A 15083-nucleotide genomic window follows, 5' to 3' on the forward strand; every position below is an offset into this window, starting at 1 on the left:
GACCTGGCGAACTATTCTTCTACCGCAGGCACATAAACCTCCCACCCACGCGGTGTCAGGTGCTCCTGCGGGTGGTAGCGCGTCTTGTAGCCCATCTTTTCAGAACCATCGACCCAGTAGCCAAGATAGACGTGCGGCAGGCCGAGCGCGCGTGTGCGGGTGATGTGATCCATGATCATGAAAGTGCCGAGCGAGCGCTTTTCTAGATCGGGGTTGAAGAAGGAATAGACCATCGACAGCCCGTCGCTCATCACATCGCTCAGCGCTACGGCGAGAAGTTCACCTCGTTTGCTGGAATCGATGCCGGAGCCGGGCTCTCGCACACGGTATTCGATGATGCGGGTGTTCACGTGCGTGTCTTCGATCATGATAGCATAGTCGAGCGCCGACATGTCGGACATGCCGCCTGACTGGTGCCGATGGTCGAGATAGCGGCGAAACAGTGAGAACTGTTCGGTGGATGGCTCAGCGGCATGAACGGTGGCGACGACATCCTTGTTGATGGAGAGAACGCGCCGCATCGATTTCGTCGGCTGGAACTGTTCGGCAAGGATGCGCACGGAAACGCAAGCTCGACAGGTTTCGCACGCCGGGCGATAGGCGATGTTCTGTGAACGCCTGAAGCCGCCCTGGGTCAGAAGGTCGTTCATTTCCGACGCACGCGGGCCGACCAGATGCGTGAAAACCTTCCGCTCCATCTGGTTCGGCAAGTAGGGGCAGGTGGCCGGTGCCGTAAGATAGAATTGGGGAGAGGGCGTCGCCTGCGTGTTCATCGAACCGTGATCGCCTCCTGCGTCTGTTGTGAAAGCGCGCCGCGATTTCACGGGGTGCGGCGACGCTTCAAGCGACATGCATAATGTCACAGAATGGCAAAATGACGGAAAACGTCAACTGCACCATGCGCTATTTGCCTGATATGCAAGCCACGTTTTCGTGGCTTTCCCTTATATCAGTAGGTTCTGACCATGACGGTGCCGAGCAGGAAGTCGTGAACGAGGCGAGAGCGCTCCGTAAACAGGCCTGCAAGCAGGATAAGCGGCGTCAAAACCGAGTTGATGATCCAGAAAAGCGCAATGTGCACGGTGGCCAAAAGGAAATCGATTCGTCGTCCGTCCATGCGCGCCATTGCGATGCCCATCGCCCGCATGCCGGGTGAGGCCTGCGACGGGCCGCTGAGCGTTACGCCGAAATAAAGCACCGCGACGATGACGAACAAGGCCGGATAGAGGAAGAAGCCGAGACCCAGCGTAATCACGCCGAGAAAGAAGACGATCACGGCGGCTGGAATGCACAGCAGGAGAACGATCGCGTAATCGATCAGGAAAGCGAAGATGCGTCGGCTCAGGACGCCGCTATAGGCGCGCCAGTCGTCCGGTGCGACATAGGTAGGGTTCTGGTCGAGGTTCATCGGTCGTTTTCTCCTGAGAAGACATGACAGCTCGAAACGCGCTTTTCGTCAGGCAGCATTCCGTGTCAGCAAACAATATGGGAAGAAAACGACCGAATACAATAAGCGTCGGCTGTCAGCCCTTCGCGAGTTTGCGTGCGGCTTCCACTGCGAAATAGCTCAGAATGCCATCGCAGCCCGCACGCTTGAAACAGAGAAGCGTTTCCATCATCACGCGCTCGCCGTCGATCCAGCCATGCATGGCCGCTGCCTTGATCTGGGTATATTCACCGGACACCTGATAGGCGAATGTGGGCAGCCCGAAATTCTCTTTCAGCCGCCAACAGATGTCGAGATAGGGCAAGCCTGGTTTGACCATCAGCATGTCAGCACCTTCTTCCACGTCAAGCGCTGCGTCGCGGATTGCCTCCATGCCGTTGGCGGGGCTGATGTAATAGCTGTTCTTGTCCCCCTTCAGCAGTCCGGCCGTCGAAATGGCCTCGCGATACGGACCGTAATAGCCGGAGGAGAATTTTGTGGCATAGGCCATGATGCCGACGTTCTGGTGCCCGGCCGCATCCAGGCCGCGGCGGATGGCGCCAATGCGGCCATCCATCATCTCGGACGGAGAAATAATGTCCGAACCGGCATCGGCCTGAAGGATTGCAGCACGAACGACCTGATCCACGGTCTCGTCATTGACGATTTCATCGCCGCGCAGAATGCCGTCATGCCCATGGCTGGTGAAGGGATCGAGCGCAACATCGGTGATCATGCCGATATTCGGAACCGCTTTTTTGACCGCGATGGTCGCCTGATTGATGAGGTTGTTGGCCTCGAGCGCATTCGAGCCGGTCTCGTCGCGCAAGTCCATCTCGATATTCGGGAAGGTCGCAATCGCCGGAATGCCGAGATCGGCGGCTTCCTTCGCCGCTTCGACCAGCTTGTCGACGCTCATGCGGTTTACGCCGGGCATCGCCGGTATGGGATCGAGGATATTGCTGCCCGGTACGATGAAGACCGGCCAGATGAGATCATCGACGGTCAGGCGGCTTTCCTGAACCAGACGGCGAGTCCAGTCGGCCTTGCGATTGCGGCGCATGCGGCGATGGCCGGTGATCGCGTCGACCAGATGCGTTTTGTCCTGCATGTAAGAATGTCCTTCGTATCCCACCCAAGTCAGGAAAGCTGCATAACACGAAGCAAGCGCCGTGCGAATGCGACAATGTTTCCCCCTGGACTTCCCCGGTGGGCGAGGGTGCTTTGACAAGGCAAGCCGCCGAATTCAATATGGGCTGGTCGCCCGCCCGTCGAAACCGTATCTTCCGGCCATGGAACCTGATTCTCAACCTCTGCCGAAACGTCCGCTGACGGAAATCCTCTTTCTGGTCTTCATGAGGCTGGTCGCGGTTTCCTGTTTCTGGTTCGGCCTGCAATATTGGGCGATGCTGACGGGATATTCTCTCGGCGGGCATGGGCGGTTCGATATGCTTAACCTGCCATGGCGAGTGGCGGGTAGTGCGCTTGCGGTGATTTTCCCGGTGGCAGCGCTTGGTCTCTGGCTCGGCGCCTCCTGGGGGGCGGTCATGTGGGTCTTGGGTGCCGGCACCCAGATCGCCATGTATAAGGTGTGGCCATATATCTTCGGCGCCAACACGCTTGTACCCGTCATGCACGGTCTCGTGGCAACCATTTATATACTATTCCTGGTCGCTTTTTGGCTCGATCAGCGCCAGAATGAAGAGCGCGCAAGAATTGATTTACCATAAGAATAAAGCAATTCAGCCTGGTTTTCGGTCGAATTTTATTGCTAAGTCTTTGATTTATAATGCATGGTTATAAGCCAGTCCCGCTTCGCCACAAGTTTGACCCACTTGGGAAAATGCAGGTAAGCATTTGTTAATCGTAGCTTTTAAGTAGAATTTTATGCGCATTGATTAGGTTCTCACTCAAGGCGGGAGACAAACAAACACACCGCCAAACAAAACAGTGAGGCAGTCATGATCAATAGCAAAGCAAAGCCGCAGGCCGTTGTTGCCGACGCACATGAAGATACCATCCGTTCGCTCTACATGGAGTCGCTGCACCTGGTGGAACGTCTCCACCGCCGCCTCCTCGATGTCATCAAGGACGAGTTCGATCGTCAGGGTCGCGATGATGTCAACGCCGTTCAGGCGCTCCTTCTGTTCAACATCGGCAATTCCGAACTGACGGCCGGCGAGCTTCGTTCGCGTGGTTATTACCTCGGATCGAACGTCTCCTACAACGTCAAGAAGCTGGTAGACCTCGGTCTCATCAACCACCAGCGCTCGCGTGTCGACCGCCGCTCGGTCCGCATCAGCCTGACTGAAAAAGGCCAGGAAATCGCCGAAACGGTTGCTCACCTCTACGAGCGCCACGTCGGCTCGATCGAAAAGGTCGGCGGCATCGGCACCGGCGAGTTCTCCGAAATGAACAAGCTGCTGCAGCGCCTCGATCGCTTCTGGAACGACTCGATCGCTTATCGTCTCTAATTCCGCGGCGGTTTCACTGTTAGCGCCGGGGGCATCGGTTTGCCTCCGGCTTGCGGATTCGTGTTGGAGGCGCCGTTCACCTGTGCGTGTCAAGCCCGGTCTCTCAGGTGCGCTTTCGCCCTGTTTTGCAGGCATACACAGCTTCGTGAGAAAAGGTCCGTGACACGAATTGGCCATATTGATATGGGACCCGCAAAGGTGAAGGAGCCGGCGGTTTCTCCTGCTGTCGTGGCAAGTCCCGACTGTTCTGCCAGACAATAGCGCCCAGACCATGGGTATTGAGCATTACCGGCCGGCAGACACGTTGTACGTGTTTGTTAATCATATTGATTTAGGCATTGTTGAGAATGCCGAAGAGAGTGGCTGGTAGGTAGAATGACAAAAAAATCCGTTTCCGAATCCGTATCGCGCCGTGCGCTTCTGCGCTCGGCTGTTTCCGTTGGTGTTGCCGCGCTTGCCGCGCCCGCCCTGGCGCAGAATGCGCTCAACGATCTCATGGGCTCATCGCGCCGCGGCAACTGGGATGACCAGTTCGACGCGAATTCGTCGCGTTCCGCCGTTGGTGTCGTTTCCAACAACCCGGTTCTCGGACGGGAAGCGCCTGTCTACATGCAGCAGGCGATCATGCAATATCAGCAGATCGTGCAGAATGGCGGCTGGCCGGACGTGCCCGTCACCCAGCAGCGTCTCCAGATCGGCGTTTCCGATCCTTCCGTTCAGGCGCTTCGCCAGCGACTGATGGTCTCCGGCGACCTGCCGCGCGAAGCTGGCATTTCCAGCGCCTTCGACTCTTACGTCGATGGTGCGTTGAAGCGCTTCCAGGCCCGCCACGGCCTTCCCGCCGATGGTGTCAGCGGCGAATACACGACCAAGGCGCTCAATGTTTCGGCCCAGATCCGTCTGGCCCAGTTGCAGACCAACCTCGTGCGCATTCAGTCCATGTCCGGCGATCTCGGCCAGCGTCACCTGATGGTGAACATTCCGGCCGCTGCCATCGAGGCGGTTGAGAATGAGCGCGTCGTCCTGCGCAACACCGCCGTCGTCGGTCGCGCCAGCCGCCCGACGCACGTCATCAATTCCAAGATTTACGAAGTCATCCTCAACCCTTACTGGACAGCGCCGCGCTCGATCGTCGAAAAGGACATCGTGCCGCTGATGCAGAGGGACCCGACCTATCTGGAGCGGAACAACATCCGCCTCATCGACGGCAAGGGGCAGGAAGTTTCGCCGACGGCGGTCGACTGGTTTGCGCCAAAGGCACCGAACCTGATGTTCCGCCAGGACCCCGGCAAGATCAACGCCATGTCCTCGACGAAGATCAACTTCCACAATCCGAACAACGAATATATGCACGACACGCCGCAGCAGGGTCTGTTCAACAAGCTGATGCGGTTCGAATCGTCCGGCTGCGTGCGCGTACAGAACGTGCGCGACCTCACAAGCTGGCTGCTGCGCGACACGCCCGGCTGGTCGCGTCAGGAAATGGAACGCGTCATCGCCACCCGCGTCAACACACCGATCAAGCTGGCGCAGGAAGTGCCTGTCTATTTCGTCTACATCACCGCATGGTCGGCGAAGGACGGCGTGGTGCAGTTCCGCGACGACATCTATGAAAAGGACGGCAACGCCGAACTGGCGCTCAACACCACCACCGGCATCGAACAGCCGGCTGGACCTGTCGACGACGACCTGTTGCCGCGCAACTGATCCGGCGCTGCCATCAGGTTTTTATATTTAAGTGAAAGGCCGCACCCCGTCGGGTGTGGCTTTTTTCATTTTCGCTGCTGGTTTTGAAAAAACAGCTGCCGTTTTTTGTCGCAACGTCGCAGTTTGACGGGCAAATCTCGCTGCCCGTATTGCTCTTGTTCGGGCAGGGCGCTAAGACGCCATCGCATTACTGTTTCAGGAGCCTTCACCATGTCGAACAAAGATGCTTTCTTCTCCCGTCCGCTTGCCGAAGTCGATCCGGATATTTTCGGCGCGATCGAGAAGGAACTGGGTCGCCAGCGCCACGAGATCGAACTGATCGCCTCGGAAAACATCGTTTCCCGCGCTGTGCTTGAAGCGCAGGGTTCGATCATGACCAACAAATATGCCGAAGGTTATCCGGGCAAGCGTTATTACGGCGGCTGCCAGTTCGTAGACATTGCTGAAGAGCTTGCAATCGAGCGCGCCAAGAAGCTGTTCGGCGTCAACTTCGCCAACGTCCAGCCAAATTCCGGTTCGCAGATGAACCAGGCCGTGTTCCTCGCGCTGCTCCAGCCGGGCGACACCTTCATGGGTCTCGACCTGAACTCCGGAGGCCATCTGACGCACGGTTCGCCGGTCAACATGTCCGGCAAGTGGTTCAACGTCGTGTCTTACGGTGTGCGCGAAGGCGACAACCTGCTCGACATGGACGAGGTAGAGCGCAAGGCCAAGGAAACCCGGCCGAAGCTTATCCTTGCCGGCGGCACCGCCTATTCCCGTATCTGGGACTGGAAGCGCTTCCGCGAGATCGCCGATGAAGTCGGCGCCTATCTGATGGTCGATATGGCCCACATCGCTGGTCTTGTTGCCGGTGGCCAGCATCCGTCGCCGTTCCCGCATTGCCACGTTGCCACCACGACGACGCACAAGTCGCTGCGCGGCCCGCGTGGCGGCATGATCCTCACCAATGACGAGGATCTGGCCAAGAAGTTCAACTCCGCCGTTTTCCCCGGCCTGCAGGGCGGTCCGCTGATGCACGTCATCGCCGCAAAGGCAGTTGCCTTCGGTGAAGCTTTGCAGCCGGAATTCAAGGATTACGCCGCACAGGTCGTCAAGAACGCCAAGGCGCTTGCCGAAACGCTGATCGAAGGTGGTCTTGATGTCGTCTCCGGCGGCACCGACAACCACCTGATGCTGGTTGACCTTCGCAAGAAGAACGCCACCGGCAAGCGTGCTGAAGCAGCTCTCGGTCGCGCCTACGTCACCTGCAACAAGAACGGCATTCCTTTCGATCCGGAAAAGCCTTTCGTCACCTCGGGTGTGCGTCTCGGCACGCCGGCCGGCACGACGCGCGGTTTCAAGGAAGCGGAATTCCGCGAAATCGGCAAGCTGATCGTCGAGGTTCTCGATGGTCTGAAGGTCGCCAATTCGGATGAGGGCAACGCTGCCGTTGAAGCTGCGGTGCGCGAAAAGGTTGTCGGCCTGACTGACCGTTTCCCGATGTATCCGTACATGTAAGGACGTAGAGAGATGCGCTGCCCATTTTGCGGTTCCGAAGACACACAGGTCAAGGACTCGCGTCCGGCGGAGGATAACACCTCCATCCGCCGGCGGCGCATCTGCCCCGATTGCGGCGGCCGCTTCACGACCTATGAGCGCGTGCAACTGCGCGAGCTGATGGTCATCAAGAAAAGCGGCCGCAAGCTGCCCTTCGACCGGGAAAAGCTGGTGCGATCCTTCGAGATCGCGCTACGCAAACGCCCGGTTGACCGGGACCGGATCGAGCGGGCCGTATCCGGCATCGCCCGCCGTCTGGAAAGTTCCGGCGAGACGGAAATCCCCTCGGAAGAAATCGGCCTCCAGGTGCTTGAAGCGCTGAAGAGCCTCGATGACGTGGCGTTCGTGCGCTACGCCTCGGTCTATCGCGATTTCAGCCATGCCGAGGATTTCGAGAACGTGATTGCCGAAATCAACGCCAAGATCGCCCGAGATACAGACGCCGGAGCATAGACGTGACGAGCCGCGCCGATGACGAAAAATTCATGGCCCGGGCAATCGAGGTTTCCCTGCGCCATCAGGGTCAAACCGAGACCAATCCATCCGTCGGTTGCGTTCTCGTCAAGGACGGAAAAATCATCGCCGAAGCGGTGACGGCCATTGGCGGCCGCCCCCATGCCGAACGCCAGGCGCTGGAAATCGCCGGCGAAGCGGCGCGCGGCGCAACAGCCTATGTCACCCTCGAACCCTGCTCGCACTGGGGCAATACGCCGCCCTGCGCCAATGCGCTGGTGGAATTCGGCGTCGCCCGCGTGGTGGTTGCCGTCGACGATCCCGATGAGCGTGTTTCGGGGCGCGGCTATACGATTTTACGGGATGCCGGCATTGTCGTGGAAACCGGCCTGTTGCGGGATGAGGGTAAGAGAGCGCTTGCGGGTTACCTCACACGCCAGGTTAAAAAACGCCCACATGTGATTCTGAAGCTTGCCATTTCTGCCGATGGCATGATCGGCAGACAAGGGGAGGGGCAGGTAGCGATCACCGGTCCGCAGGCCAGGCACGCCGTGCATGAACTGAGAGCGCGCTGCGATTGCATCCTCGTGGGCATCCGCACCGCGATAGCGGACGATCCGGAACTGACCGTTCGAATTGCAGGTCTCGAAGATCGTTCTCCGGTCCGAATCGTGCTTGATCGCAAGTTTGAACTACCGTTGACGTCTAAGCTGGTGAAGACGGCGAGGGGCTTGCCGGTTGTCGTTGCTGCGCTACCCCCCTCTGCCCTGCCGGGCATCTCCCCCTCAAGGGGGGAGATCGACTCGCCGCGACCGACTCGTTCAGATCTTGAATCCGTTACTCATTCGCCCACCTTTGGTGTCGGAAAAAATGCTGCCCTATCGATCTCCCCTCGTGAGGGGGAGGTGCCCGGCAGGGCAGAGGGGGTTAGCCCCGACCACCGCCGCCAACAACTGACCGACGCAGGCGTCGAAATCCTTGAAGCACCAACCCTCGAGAACCTCCTTCACATTCTCGCTGAACGCGGCATGTCGGAACTTCTGGTCGAAGGCGGCGCTTTTGCCGCAAAATCGTTCCTTGAAGCCGATCTCGTGGACCGTATCATGCTGTTTGAAAGCCCGGTCGTGGTTGGTGAAGGCGGGATTGAAACGCCGCTCAGCCGTGCCGATATTCCGGGCGATTATGTTTTGGTCAGCGAAACCGCCTACGGGCCGGATCGCTGCTTCGATTATGAAAGGCCGCTTTGATGTTTACCGGAATTGTTACCGATGTTGGAACCGTGTCCGAGCTGGAAGCTCTGGCGGAAGGCATTCGTCTGCGGGTGGCGACCAATTACGATCCCAAGACCATCGATATGGGCGCATCGATCTCCCATGGCGGCGTCTGCCTGACGGTGACCAAACTGCCCGAAGACGGCAGCAACGAGCGCTGGTACGAGGTCGAAGCCTGGGAAGAGGCATTGCGCCTGACGACGATTGCGGGCTGGCAGAAGGGCACGCACGTCAATCTGGAGCGCGCCCTGAAGATTGGCGACGAGCTTGGCGGTCACATCGTTTCCGGCCATGTCGATGGCAAGGCGGAGATTCTGTCTGTCGAGCCGGAAGGTGAGGCGGTCCGTATCCGCCTGCGCGCGCCCGACCATCTGGCGAAATTCGTGGCGCCCAAGGGTTCCATTGCACTCGATGGCACTTCTCTGACCGTCAATGCGGTCGACGGAACGGATTTCGACGTGCTCCTGATCCGCCATACGCTCACAGTCACCACATGGGGTGAGCGCCAACCGGGTGATTTCGTCAATTTCGAAGTCGACACCATGGCGCGATATGCCGCAAGGCTTGCGGAGTTCCCCTCGGCGTAACACCGTTCGGCATCTATTGTGCTGAAATACACTCCCGGCCTTGAGCCGGTATCCAGCCAGCCCAAATCCTTGGGCTGAAAAGACTCTTGCCGTCGCGCAGACGCGCGTTGACTGGATTACCTCTCAAGGCCAGAATGCCGGATAGACTTTACAGTCCTCCGCCATCGCGACAGATCAGTTGTTGTCCCGCACTCCGCTTTCGATTGACGCGCAAACACTATAAAGACGTCTTTAGGCCCAAACGGGGTAGGGGGATTACGACATGCCGTCTTTCGAACTGCTGACAGCCTTTTTCATCACCACCGCCCTGTTTGCCTATATTCCCGGCCCGGCCATGCTTTATGCGGCGGCGCAGACCATGGCGCGCGGCCGTTTTGCCGGGCTGATGGCGGTGCTTGGCATCCATGTCGGCTGCTATTTCCATATCGTCGCCTCTGCGGCGGGGCTTTCGGTGCTGTTCCAGGCGGTGCCGTGGCTTTATCTGGCCGTGAAGCTGTGTGGCGCGCTGTATCTCATCTGGCTCGGCTTCTCGATGCTGCGCAGCAAGCTTGAAGGTGAGACCGTCAATCTGACCATCGAACCGAAATCGGCAAGGCGTGCCTTCATCGACAGCATCATCGTCGACGTGCTCAATCCGAAGACGGCGCTGTTCTTTCTGGCGTTTCTGCCGCAATTCGTTGATCCGGCGGCGGCCTTTCCGATCTGGCTGCAATTGCTGATCCTCGGTATTGCCGTCAATTTCATCTTTTCCTCCGCCGATCTCGTTGGCGTGCTTCTGGCGGGCGCGATGGTCGGGCGGCTCAAGCGCTCCAGCAGGGTGCAGGTGCTTGCCCGTCGCACTGCGGGAACGGTGCTGATGGGGCTTGGCGTGCATCTGGCTTTCCAGAAAACCTGATTTTCGTAAGCCTCGCCGGATAAGGCGAAAACCTGCGCAATTGTCTGGTAAACGGGGCCTCTTGCGCGGGTGACACATGAAATTACTTGCCAAAAACGGCCAGCCGTGGTTTGACCGCCGCAAAAGCCGGTATGATCCGGCCCGAACCTTTTCAGGAAAATCCCATGTCCAAACCCCATCTTCTTATCGTGGAAGCACGCTTTTACGACGATATGGCAGACGCTCTTCTCGAAGGTGCGAAGTTCGCGCTGGATGAGGCTGGCGCAACCTATGACGTCATCACCGTTCCCGGCGCGCTCGAAATCCCCGCTGCCATTGCCATGGCGCTGGATGGCGGCGACAACGAAGGCACTGAATATGATGGTTTCGTAGCGCTCGGCATGGTCATTCGTGGCGAGACCTACCACTTCGACATCGTTTCCAACGAATCCTCCCGCGCCCTGATGGATCTCGCCGTCAGCGAATCGCTGGCCATCGGCAACGGCATCCTCACCGTCGAAAACGACGATCAGGCATGGGCACGTGTTCGCCGCTCTGACAAGGATAAGGGCGGTTTTGCGGCCCGCGCGGCGTTGACGATGATCGAGCTCAAGAAAAAACTGGGTGGCTGAACGCATGTCGGATGTTGAAAATGGCGGCGAACCGCGCCAGCCTTCGGTAAAGCCCGCCAACCAGCGTGGCGCTGCGCGCCTCGCGGCCGTGCAGGCACTTTATCAGATGGATGTCGGCGGCACCGGCGTGATGGAAGTCGTGGCGGAATACGAGGCACATCGTCTCGGTCAGGAAGTCGATGGCGATACCTATCTGAAGGCCGATCCTTCCTGGTTCCGTTCCATCGTGTCCGGCGTCGTCCGCGATCAGACAAAGATCGACCCACTGGTGCGCTCCGCACTTCTGGAAGACTGGCCGCTGTCGCGTCTTGATGCCACCGTTCGCGCTATCTTGCGTGCCGGCGCTTTTGAGATTCTGGAGCGCAAGGACGTGCCGGTCGCCGTCATCGTTACGGAATATGTCGAAATCGCCCGTGCTTTCTTCGAGCACGACGAGCCGAAGCTGGTGAACGCGGTTCTGGACCGCATTGCCAAGCAGGTACGCGGCGAGGCAAAACGCTAAAATACGTTAGGTGAGGAAGATATGAGCGCCGTTTCCGTCCCCGGACTTGAAGTTCAACTGGACGAGGCGAAGCGCAACGTCTTCCTTCTGACCGCCGCACAGGCGATTATGGGCTCGGCAGCACCTATGAGCTTCTCGGTCGGCGCGCTTGCCGGTTACCAGTTGCTCGGGGCTGACAAGTCGCTGGCAACGGCGCCGCTTACCGGTTTCAACATCGGCGTGGCGCTGGGCGCCATCTGCGTTGCCGCAGCATCGCGTTTTCTCGGCCGCAAGGCGGGCTTCATGGTCGGCGCGCTGATGTGCTCCATCGGCGGCGGCATTGCTGCCGTGGCACTCTTGCGCTCCGACTTCTGGCTGTTTGCGATCGGCCTGCTGCTGATCGGCATTTCCGGCGGCTTCACGCAGAAAATCCGCTTCGCTGCTGCCGACGCATCCCCCTCTTTCTACAAGCCGAAAGCCATTTCCTGGATATTGGCGGGTGGCATCGTCTCGGCGATCATCGGGCCGCAGCTTGCCATTTTCGGCAAGGATGTCTTCGCACCGGTCACCTTCGCGGGTGCTTTCATCGCGCTGGTGCCGCTCGGCATCATCGCGATTGCCATTCTGGCATTCCTGAAATTGCCGGACCCGAAGGCCGCCTCTATCCACGCGCAGGCGGCACGGCCTTTGTCGGAAATCGTGCGTACGCACCGGTTTGTCACCGGCATGGTCTGCGGCATCGGTTCCTATGCGTTGATGACCTTCATGATGACCGGCGCGCCGCTCGCCATGGTGGTCGGCTGCGGGTTTCCCACCGAACTTGCGACGCTCGGCATCCAGTGGCACGTTCTCGCCATGTTCGGCCCAAGTTTCTTCACCGGTATGTTGATCGCGCGATTCGGCGCGGAAAAAATCGTTGCAGCCGGTCTCGTCGTGCTGATGGCCTGCGCCATCGTCGCCCATATGGGCATCGAATTGTGGAACTTCTGGGCGGCGCTCATTCTCCTCGGTCTCGGCTGGAACTTCGGCTTCATCGGCGCCACCGCCATCATCACCTCCAGCTACCGCCCGCATGAGGCCGACAAGGTACAGGGCTTTCACGATATCGTGCTGTTCGGCACGGTAGCGCTGTCGTCCTTCTCTTCCGGCAAGGTGTTTACGGCCTGGGGCTGGTCGGTCATGAACCTCGTTATCTGGCCGGTTGCGGGCCTATGCCTCGTGCTGGTGGCGTCGCTGTTGCTGACCCCGCGCAGAAACGCCGCGTAAGATCGCCTTCGATCTCTACCCCTTTCATGTTTCAGGCAAATTTGTGGGCTTGACGCCACGCCTTTCGCCAACGCAATCTTGCCGCGCAGGTCATTTTTCCTTGGGAGGGGAAGAATGGCCACGACAGGACAGGCCGCGCATTTGATCGCTCCTGTCCTTGCACATGGTTCGCCACGCCGGGGAGGGAGTGAGACCCGGCCTTTTGGGAGGTAAGTGCGCATGACCGTAATACCCATAGTGATTTTATGTGGGGTCCTGTCCGTGGTTTACGCGGCATGGACGACCAGGAGCGTTCTCGCTGCCGATCAGGGCAACGAGCGTATGCGTGAAATAGCAGGTTTTATCCGTGAAGGTGCGCAGGCTTATCTCACCCGTCAATATCTCACCATCGCCATCGTCGGATTGATCGTCGCCGTTCTCGCCTGGTATCTGCTGTCGGCTCTCGCGGCCATCGGGTTCATCATCGGCGCCGTGCTTTCGGGTGCTGCCGGTTTCATCGGCATGCATGTCTCCGTCCGTGCCAATCTGCGCACCGCACAAGCCGCATCCCACAGCCTTGCCGCCGGTCTCGACATCGCGTTCAAGTCGGGCGCCATCACCGGTATGCTGGTAGCGGGCCTCGCGCTGCTTGGCGTGTCCATCTATTATTTCATCCTCACCTCGGTGCTCGGCCATGCGCCCGGATCGCGTGAGGTGATTGACGCGCTGGTGTCGCTCGGTTTCGGCGCTTCGCTTATCTCCATCTTCGCCCGTCTCGGCGGTGGCATCTTCACCAAGGGTGCAGATGTCGGTGGCGATCTCGTCGGCAAGGTCGAAGCAGGCATTCCCGAGGACGACCCCCGCAACCCTGCAACCATCGCAGATAATGTCGGCGACAATGTCGGCGATTGCGCCGGAATGGCGGCCGACCTTTTCGAGACCTATGTCGTCTCGGTGGTCGCAACCATGGTGCTTGCGGCGATCTTCTTTGCCGGAACGCCGATACTGGAAAGCGCGATGGTCTATCCGCTGGCCATTTGCGGCGCCTGCATCCTGACCTCGATTGCCGGCACCTTCTTCGTCAAGCTCGGCACCAACAACTCCATCATGGGTGCGCTCTATAAGGGGCTGATTGCCACCGGCGTCTTCTCGATTGCGGGGCTTGCCGTGGCAACTTACGCGACCGTGGGCTGGGGTACCATCGGCACGGTTGCCGGAATGGAAATTACCGGCACAAACCTCTTCCTGTGCGGGCTGGTCGGCCTTGTGGTAACAGCGCTGATCGTCGTCATCACCGAATATTATACCGGCACCAACAAACGCCCGGTCAATTCCATCGCGCAGGCTTCGGTCACGGGCCACGGCACCAACGTCATCCAGGGTCTTGCAGTCTCGCTGGAATCTACGGCGCTGCCGGCGCTTGTCATCGTCGGCGGCATCATTGGCACCTACCAGCTCGGTGGCCTTTTCGGTACCGGCATCGCGGTCACCGCCATGCTTGGTCTGGCGGGCATGATCGTGGCGCTCGACGCCTTCGGTCCGGTGACTGACAATGCCGGCGGCATTGCCGAAATGGCCGGTCTCGACCCGGATGTACGTAAGGCGACCGACGCGCTGGATGCCGTCGGCAACACCACCAAGGCCGTCACGAAGGGCTATGCCATCGGTTCTGCCGGTCTCGGCGCGCTGGTGCTGTTTGCCGCCTATTCCAACGACCTGTCCTATTTCGCTGCCAATGGCGATACCTATCCTTACTTCAAGGATATCGGCGAAATATCCTTCAGCCTTGCCAATCCCTACGTCGTTGCCGGTCTGCTGTTCGGCGGCCTCATTCCGTATCTCTTTGGCGGCATCGCCATGACGGCGGTGGGCAAGGCGGCAAGCTCTATCGTCGAGGAAGTTCGCCGCCAGTTCCGCGAAAAGCCTGGCATCATGGCAGGAACGGAAAAACCGGACTACGGCAGGGCGGTCGATCTTTTGACCAAGGCGGCGATCAAGGAGATGATCATTCCGTCGCTGTTGCCGGTTCTGGCGCCGCTCGTCGTTTATTTCGGCGTGCTGCTTATCTCAGGTTCCAAGGCCTCTGCCTTTGCCGCACTCGGTGCATCGCTGCTTGGCGTCATCATCAACGGCCTGTTCGTGGCGATTTCCATGACCTCCGGTGGTGGTGCGTGGGATAACGCCAAGAAAAGCTTCGAGGATGGCTTCATTGACAAGGACGGCGTGCGCCACGTCAAGGGTTCGGACGCCCACAAGGCGTCGGTTACGGGCGATACGGTGGGCGATCCCTACAAGGATACCGCCGGTCCGGCCGTCAACCCGGCTATCAAGATCACCAATATCGTGGCGCTGCTGCTATTGGCGGTTCTCGCCCACTGAAGGCTGAGGTTCCGA

General features: G+C 59.2%; 15 protein-coding genes. 12 read left to right on the forward strand and 3 right to left on the reverse strand.

Annotation, left to right across the window (positions count from 1 at the left end; translation table 11 throughout):
* Positions 1 to 11: 11 nt before the first annotated feature.
* The 3 genes from F617_RS0111875 to hemB all read right to left on the reverse strand — a co-directional run bounded on the left by F617_RS0111875 (position 12) and on the right by hemB (position 2537).
* Entirely contained in the window at positions 12 to 773 is a 762-nt protein-coding gene (locus F617_RS0111875; RefSeq protein ID WP_026330807.1) for an arginyltransferase, read from the reverse strand.
* Positions 774 to 949: 176 nt separating this feature from the next.
* The gene (locus F617_RS0111880; RefSeq protein ID WP_003512493.1) at positions 950 to 1408 is read right to left on the reverse strand and encodes an RDD family protein; all 459 of its coding nucleotides are present in this window, start codon (positions 1406 to 1408) and stop codon (positions 950 to 952) included.
* A gap of 115 nt (positions 1409 to 1523) precedes the next feature.
* Positions 1524 to 2537 (reverse strand): porphobilinogen synthase, encoded by a 1014-nt coding sequence (gene hemB / locus F617_RS0111885; protein WP_003512495.1) that lies wholly within the window; start codon positions 2535 to 2537, stop codon positions 1524 to 1526.
* A gap of 181 nt (positions 2538 to 2718) precedes the next feature.
* Here hemB and F617_RS0111890 point away from each other — a divergent pair, with 181 nt between their 5' ends.
* The 12 genes from F617_RS0111890 (at position 2719) to F617_RS0111950 (ending at position 15068) form a co-directional block, all read left to right on the forward strand.
* Positions 2719 to 3156: a DUF6163 family protein gene (locus F617_RS0111890; RefSeq protein ID WP_003512497.1), complete on the forward strand. Its 438-nt coding sequence runs from the start codon at positions 2719 to 2721 to the stop codon at positions 3154 to 3156.
* 234 nt (positions 3157 to 3390) lie between these two features.
* Entirely contained in the window at positions 3391 to 3900 is a 510-nt protein-coding gene (ldtR, locus tag F617_RS0111895; RefSeq protein WP_025593036.1) for a transcriptional regulator LdtR, read from the forward strand.
* Between the two features lie 375 nt (positions 3901 to 4275).
* The gene (locus F617_RS0111900; protein ID WP_019565426.1) at positions 4276 to 5607 is read left to right on the forward strand and encodes a murein L,D-transpeptidase; all 1332 of its coding nucleotides are present in this window, start codon (positions 4276 to 4278) and stop codon (positions 5605 to 5607) included.
* 210 nt (positions 5608 to 5817) lie between these two features.
* Positions 5818 to 7107 (forward strand): serine hydroxymethyltransferase, encoded by a 1290-nt coding sequence (gene glyA / locus F617_RS0111910; protein ID WP_019565427.1) that lies wholly within the window; start codon positions 5818 to 5820, stop codon positions 7105 to 7107.
* 12 nt (positions 7108 to 7119) lie between these two features.
* Positions 7120 to 7599 (forward strand): transcriptional regulator NrdR, encoded by a 480-nt coding sequence (gene nrdR / locus F617_RS0111915; RefSeq protein WP_003512508.1) that lies wholly within the window; start codon positions 7120 to 7122, stop codon positions 7597 to 7599.
* Between the two features lie 2 nt (positions 7600 to 7601).
* Positions 7602 to 8846: a bifunctional diaminohydroxyphosphoribosylaminopyrimidine deaminase/5-amino-6-(5-phosphoribosylamino)uracil reductase RibD gene (gene ribD / locus F617_RS0111920; protein WP_019565428.1), complete on the forward strand. Its 1245-nt coding sequence runs from the start codon at positions 7602 to 7604 to the stop codon at positions 8844 to 8846.
* Positions 8846 to 9457 carry a riboflavin synthase gene (locus tag F617_RS0111925; protein WP_003512512.1) on the forward strand — a complete coding sequence of 204 codons (612 nt, stop codon included), beginning with the start codon at positions 8846 to 8848 and terminating at the stop codon, positions 9455 to 9457. Before ribD ends, F617_RS0111925 begins: the two co-directional genes overlap by 1 nt.
* Before the next feature lie 262 nt (positions 9458 to 9719).
* Complete coding sequence (locus F617_RS0111930) at positions 9720 to 10352, forward strand: LysE family translocator (RefSeq protein ID WP_003512513.1); 633 nt, start codon at positions 9720 to 9722, stop codon at positions 10350 to 10352.
* Positions 10353 to 10516: 164 nt separating this feature from the next.
* Positions 10517 to 10963, forward strand: coding sequence for a 6,7-dimethyl-8-ribityllumazine synthase (gene ribH / locus F617_RS0111935; protein WP_025593086.1), 447 nt, complete (start codon positions 10517 to 10519; stop codon positions 10961 to 10963).
* A 4-nt stretch (positions 10964 to 10967) separates the two neighbouring features.
* On the forward strand, positions 10968 to 11465 hold the full coding sequence (gene nusB, locus F617_RS0111940) for a transcription antitermination factor NusB (RefSeq protein ID WP_013635887.1): 498 nt from the start codon (positions 10968 to 10970) through the stop codon (positions 11463 to 11465).
* Between the two features lie 21 nt (positions 11466 to 11486).
* The gene (locus tag F617_RS0111945) at positions 11487 to 12710 is read left to right on the forward strand and encodes an MFS transporter (protein ID WP_019565429.1); all 1224 of its coding nucleotides are present in this window, start codon (positions 11487 to 11489) and stop codon (positions 12708 to 12710) included.
* A gap of 219 nt (positions 12711 to 12929) precedes the next feature.
* Positions 12930 to 15068, forward strand: a complete 2139-nt coding sequence (locus F617_RS0111950; RefSeq protein WP_026330808.1) for a sodium-translocating pyrophosphatase — start codon at positions 12930 to 12932, stop codon at positions 15066 to 15068.
* The last annotated feature ends 15 nt before the right edge of the window (positions 15069 to 15083 follow it).

Source organism: Agrobacterium sp. 10MFCol1.1 (assembly GCF_000381165.1).
Lineage (GTDB): Bacteria > Pseudomonadota > Alphaproteobacteria > Rhizobiales > Rhizobiaceae > Agrobacterium > Agrobacterium tumefaciens.

Coding starts and splice junctions, on each gene's coding strand:
- glyA (WP_019565427.1), top strand. CDS start 5,818: ATGTCGAACAAAGATGCTTTCTTCTCCCGTCCGCTTGCCGAAGTCGAT.
- nusB (WP_013635887.1), top strand. CDS start 10,968: ATGTCGGATGTTGAAAATGGCGGCGAACCGCGCCAGCCTTCGGTAAAG.
- ribH (WP_025593086.1), top strand. CDS start 10,517: ATGTCCAAACCCCATCTTCTTATCGTGGAAGCACGCTTTTACGACGAT.
- hemB (WP_003512495.1), bottom strand. CDS start 2,537: ATGCAGGACAAAACGCATCTGGTCGACGCGATCACCGGCCATCGCCGC.
- F617_RS0111950 (WP_026330808.1), top strand. CDS start 12,930: ATGACCGTAATACCCATAGTGATTTTATGTGGGGTCCTGTCCGTGGTT.
- F617_RS0111880 (WP_003512493.1), bottom strand. CDS start 1,408: ATGAACCTCGACCAGAACCCTACCTATGTCGCACCGGACGACTGGCGC.
- F617_RS0111945 (WP_019565429.1), top strand. CDS start 11,487: ATGAGCGCCGTTTCCGTCCCCGGACTTGAAGTTCAACTGGACGAGGCG.
- F617_RS0111930 (WP_003512513.1), top strand. CDS start 9,720: ATGCCGTCTTTCGAACTGCTGACAGCCTTTTTCATCACCACCGCCCTG.
- F617_RS0111925 (WP_003512512.1), top strand. CDS start 8,846: ATGTTTACCGGAATTGTTACCGATGTTGGAACCGTGTCCGAGCTGGAA.
- F617_RS0111875 (WP_026330807.1), bottom strand. CDS start 773: ATGAACACGCAGGCGACGCCCTCTCCCCAATTCTATCTTACGGCACCG.
- F617_RS0111890 (WP_003512497.1), top strand. CDS start 2,719: ATGGAACCTGATTCTCAACCTCTGCCGAAACGTCCGCTGACGGAAATC.
- nrdR (WP_003512508.1), top strand. CDS start 7,120: ATGCGCTGCCCATTTTGCGGTTCCGAAGACACACAGGTCAAGGACTCG.
- F617_RS0111900 (WP_019565426.1), top strand. CDS start 4,276: ATGACAAAAAAATCCGTTTCCGAATCCGTATCGCGCCGTGCGCTTCTG.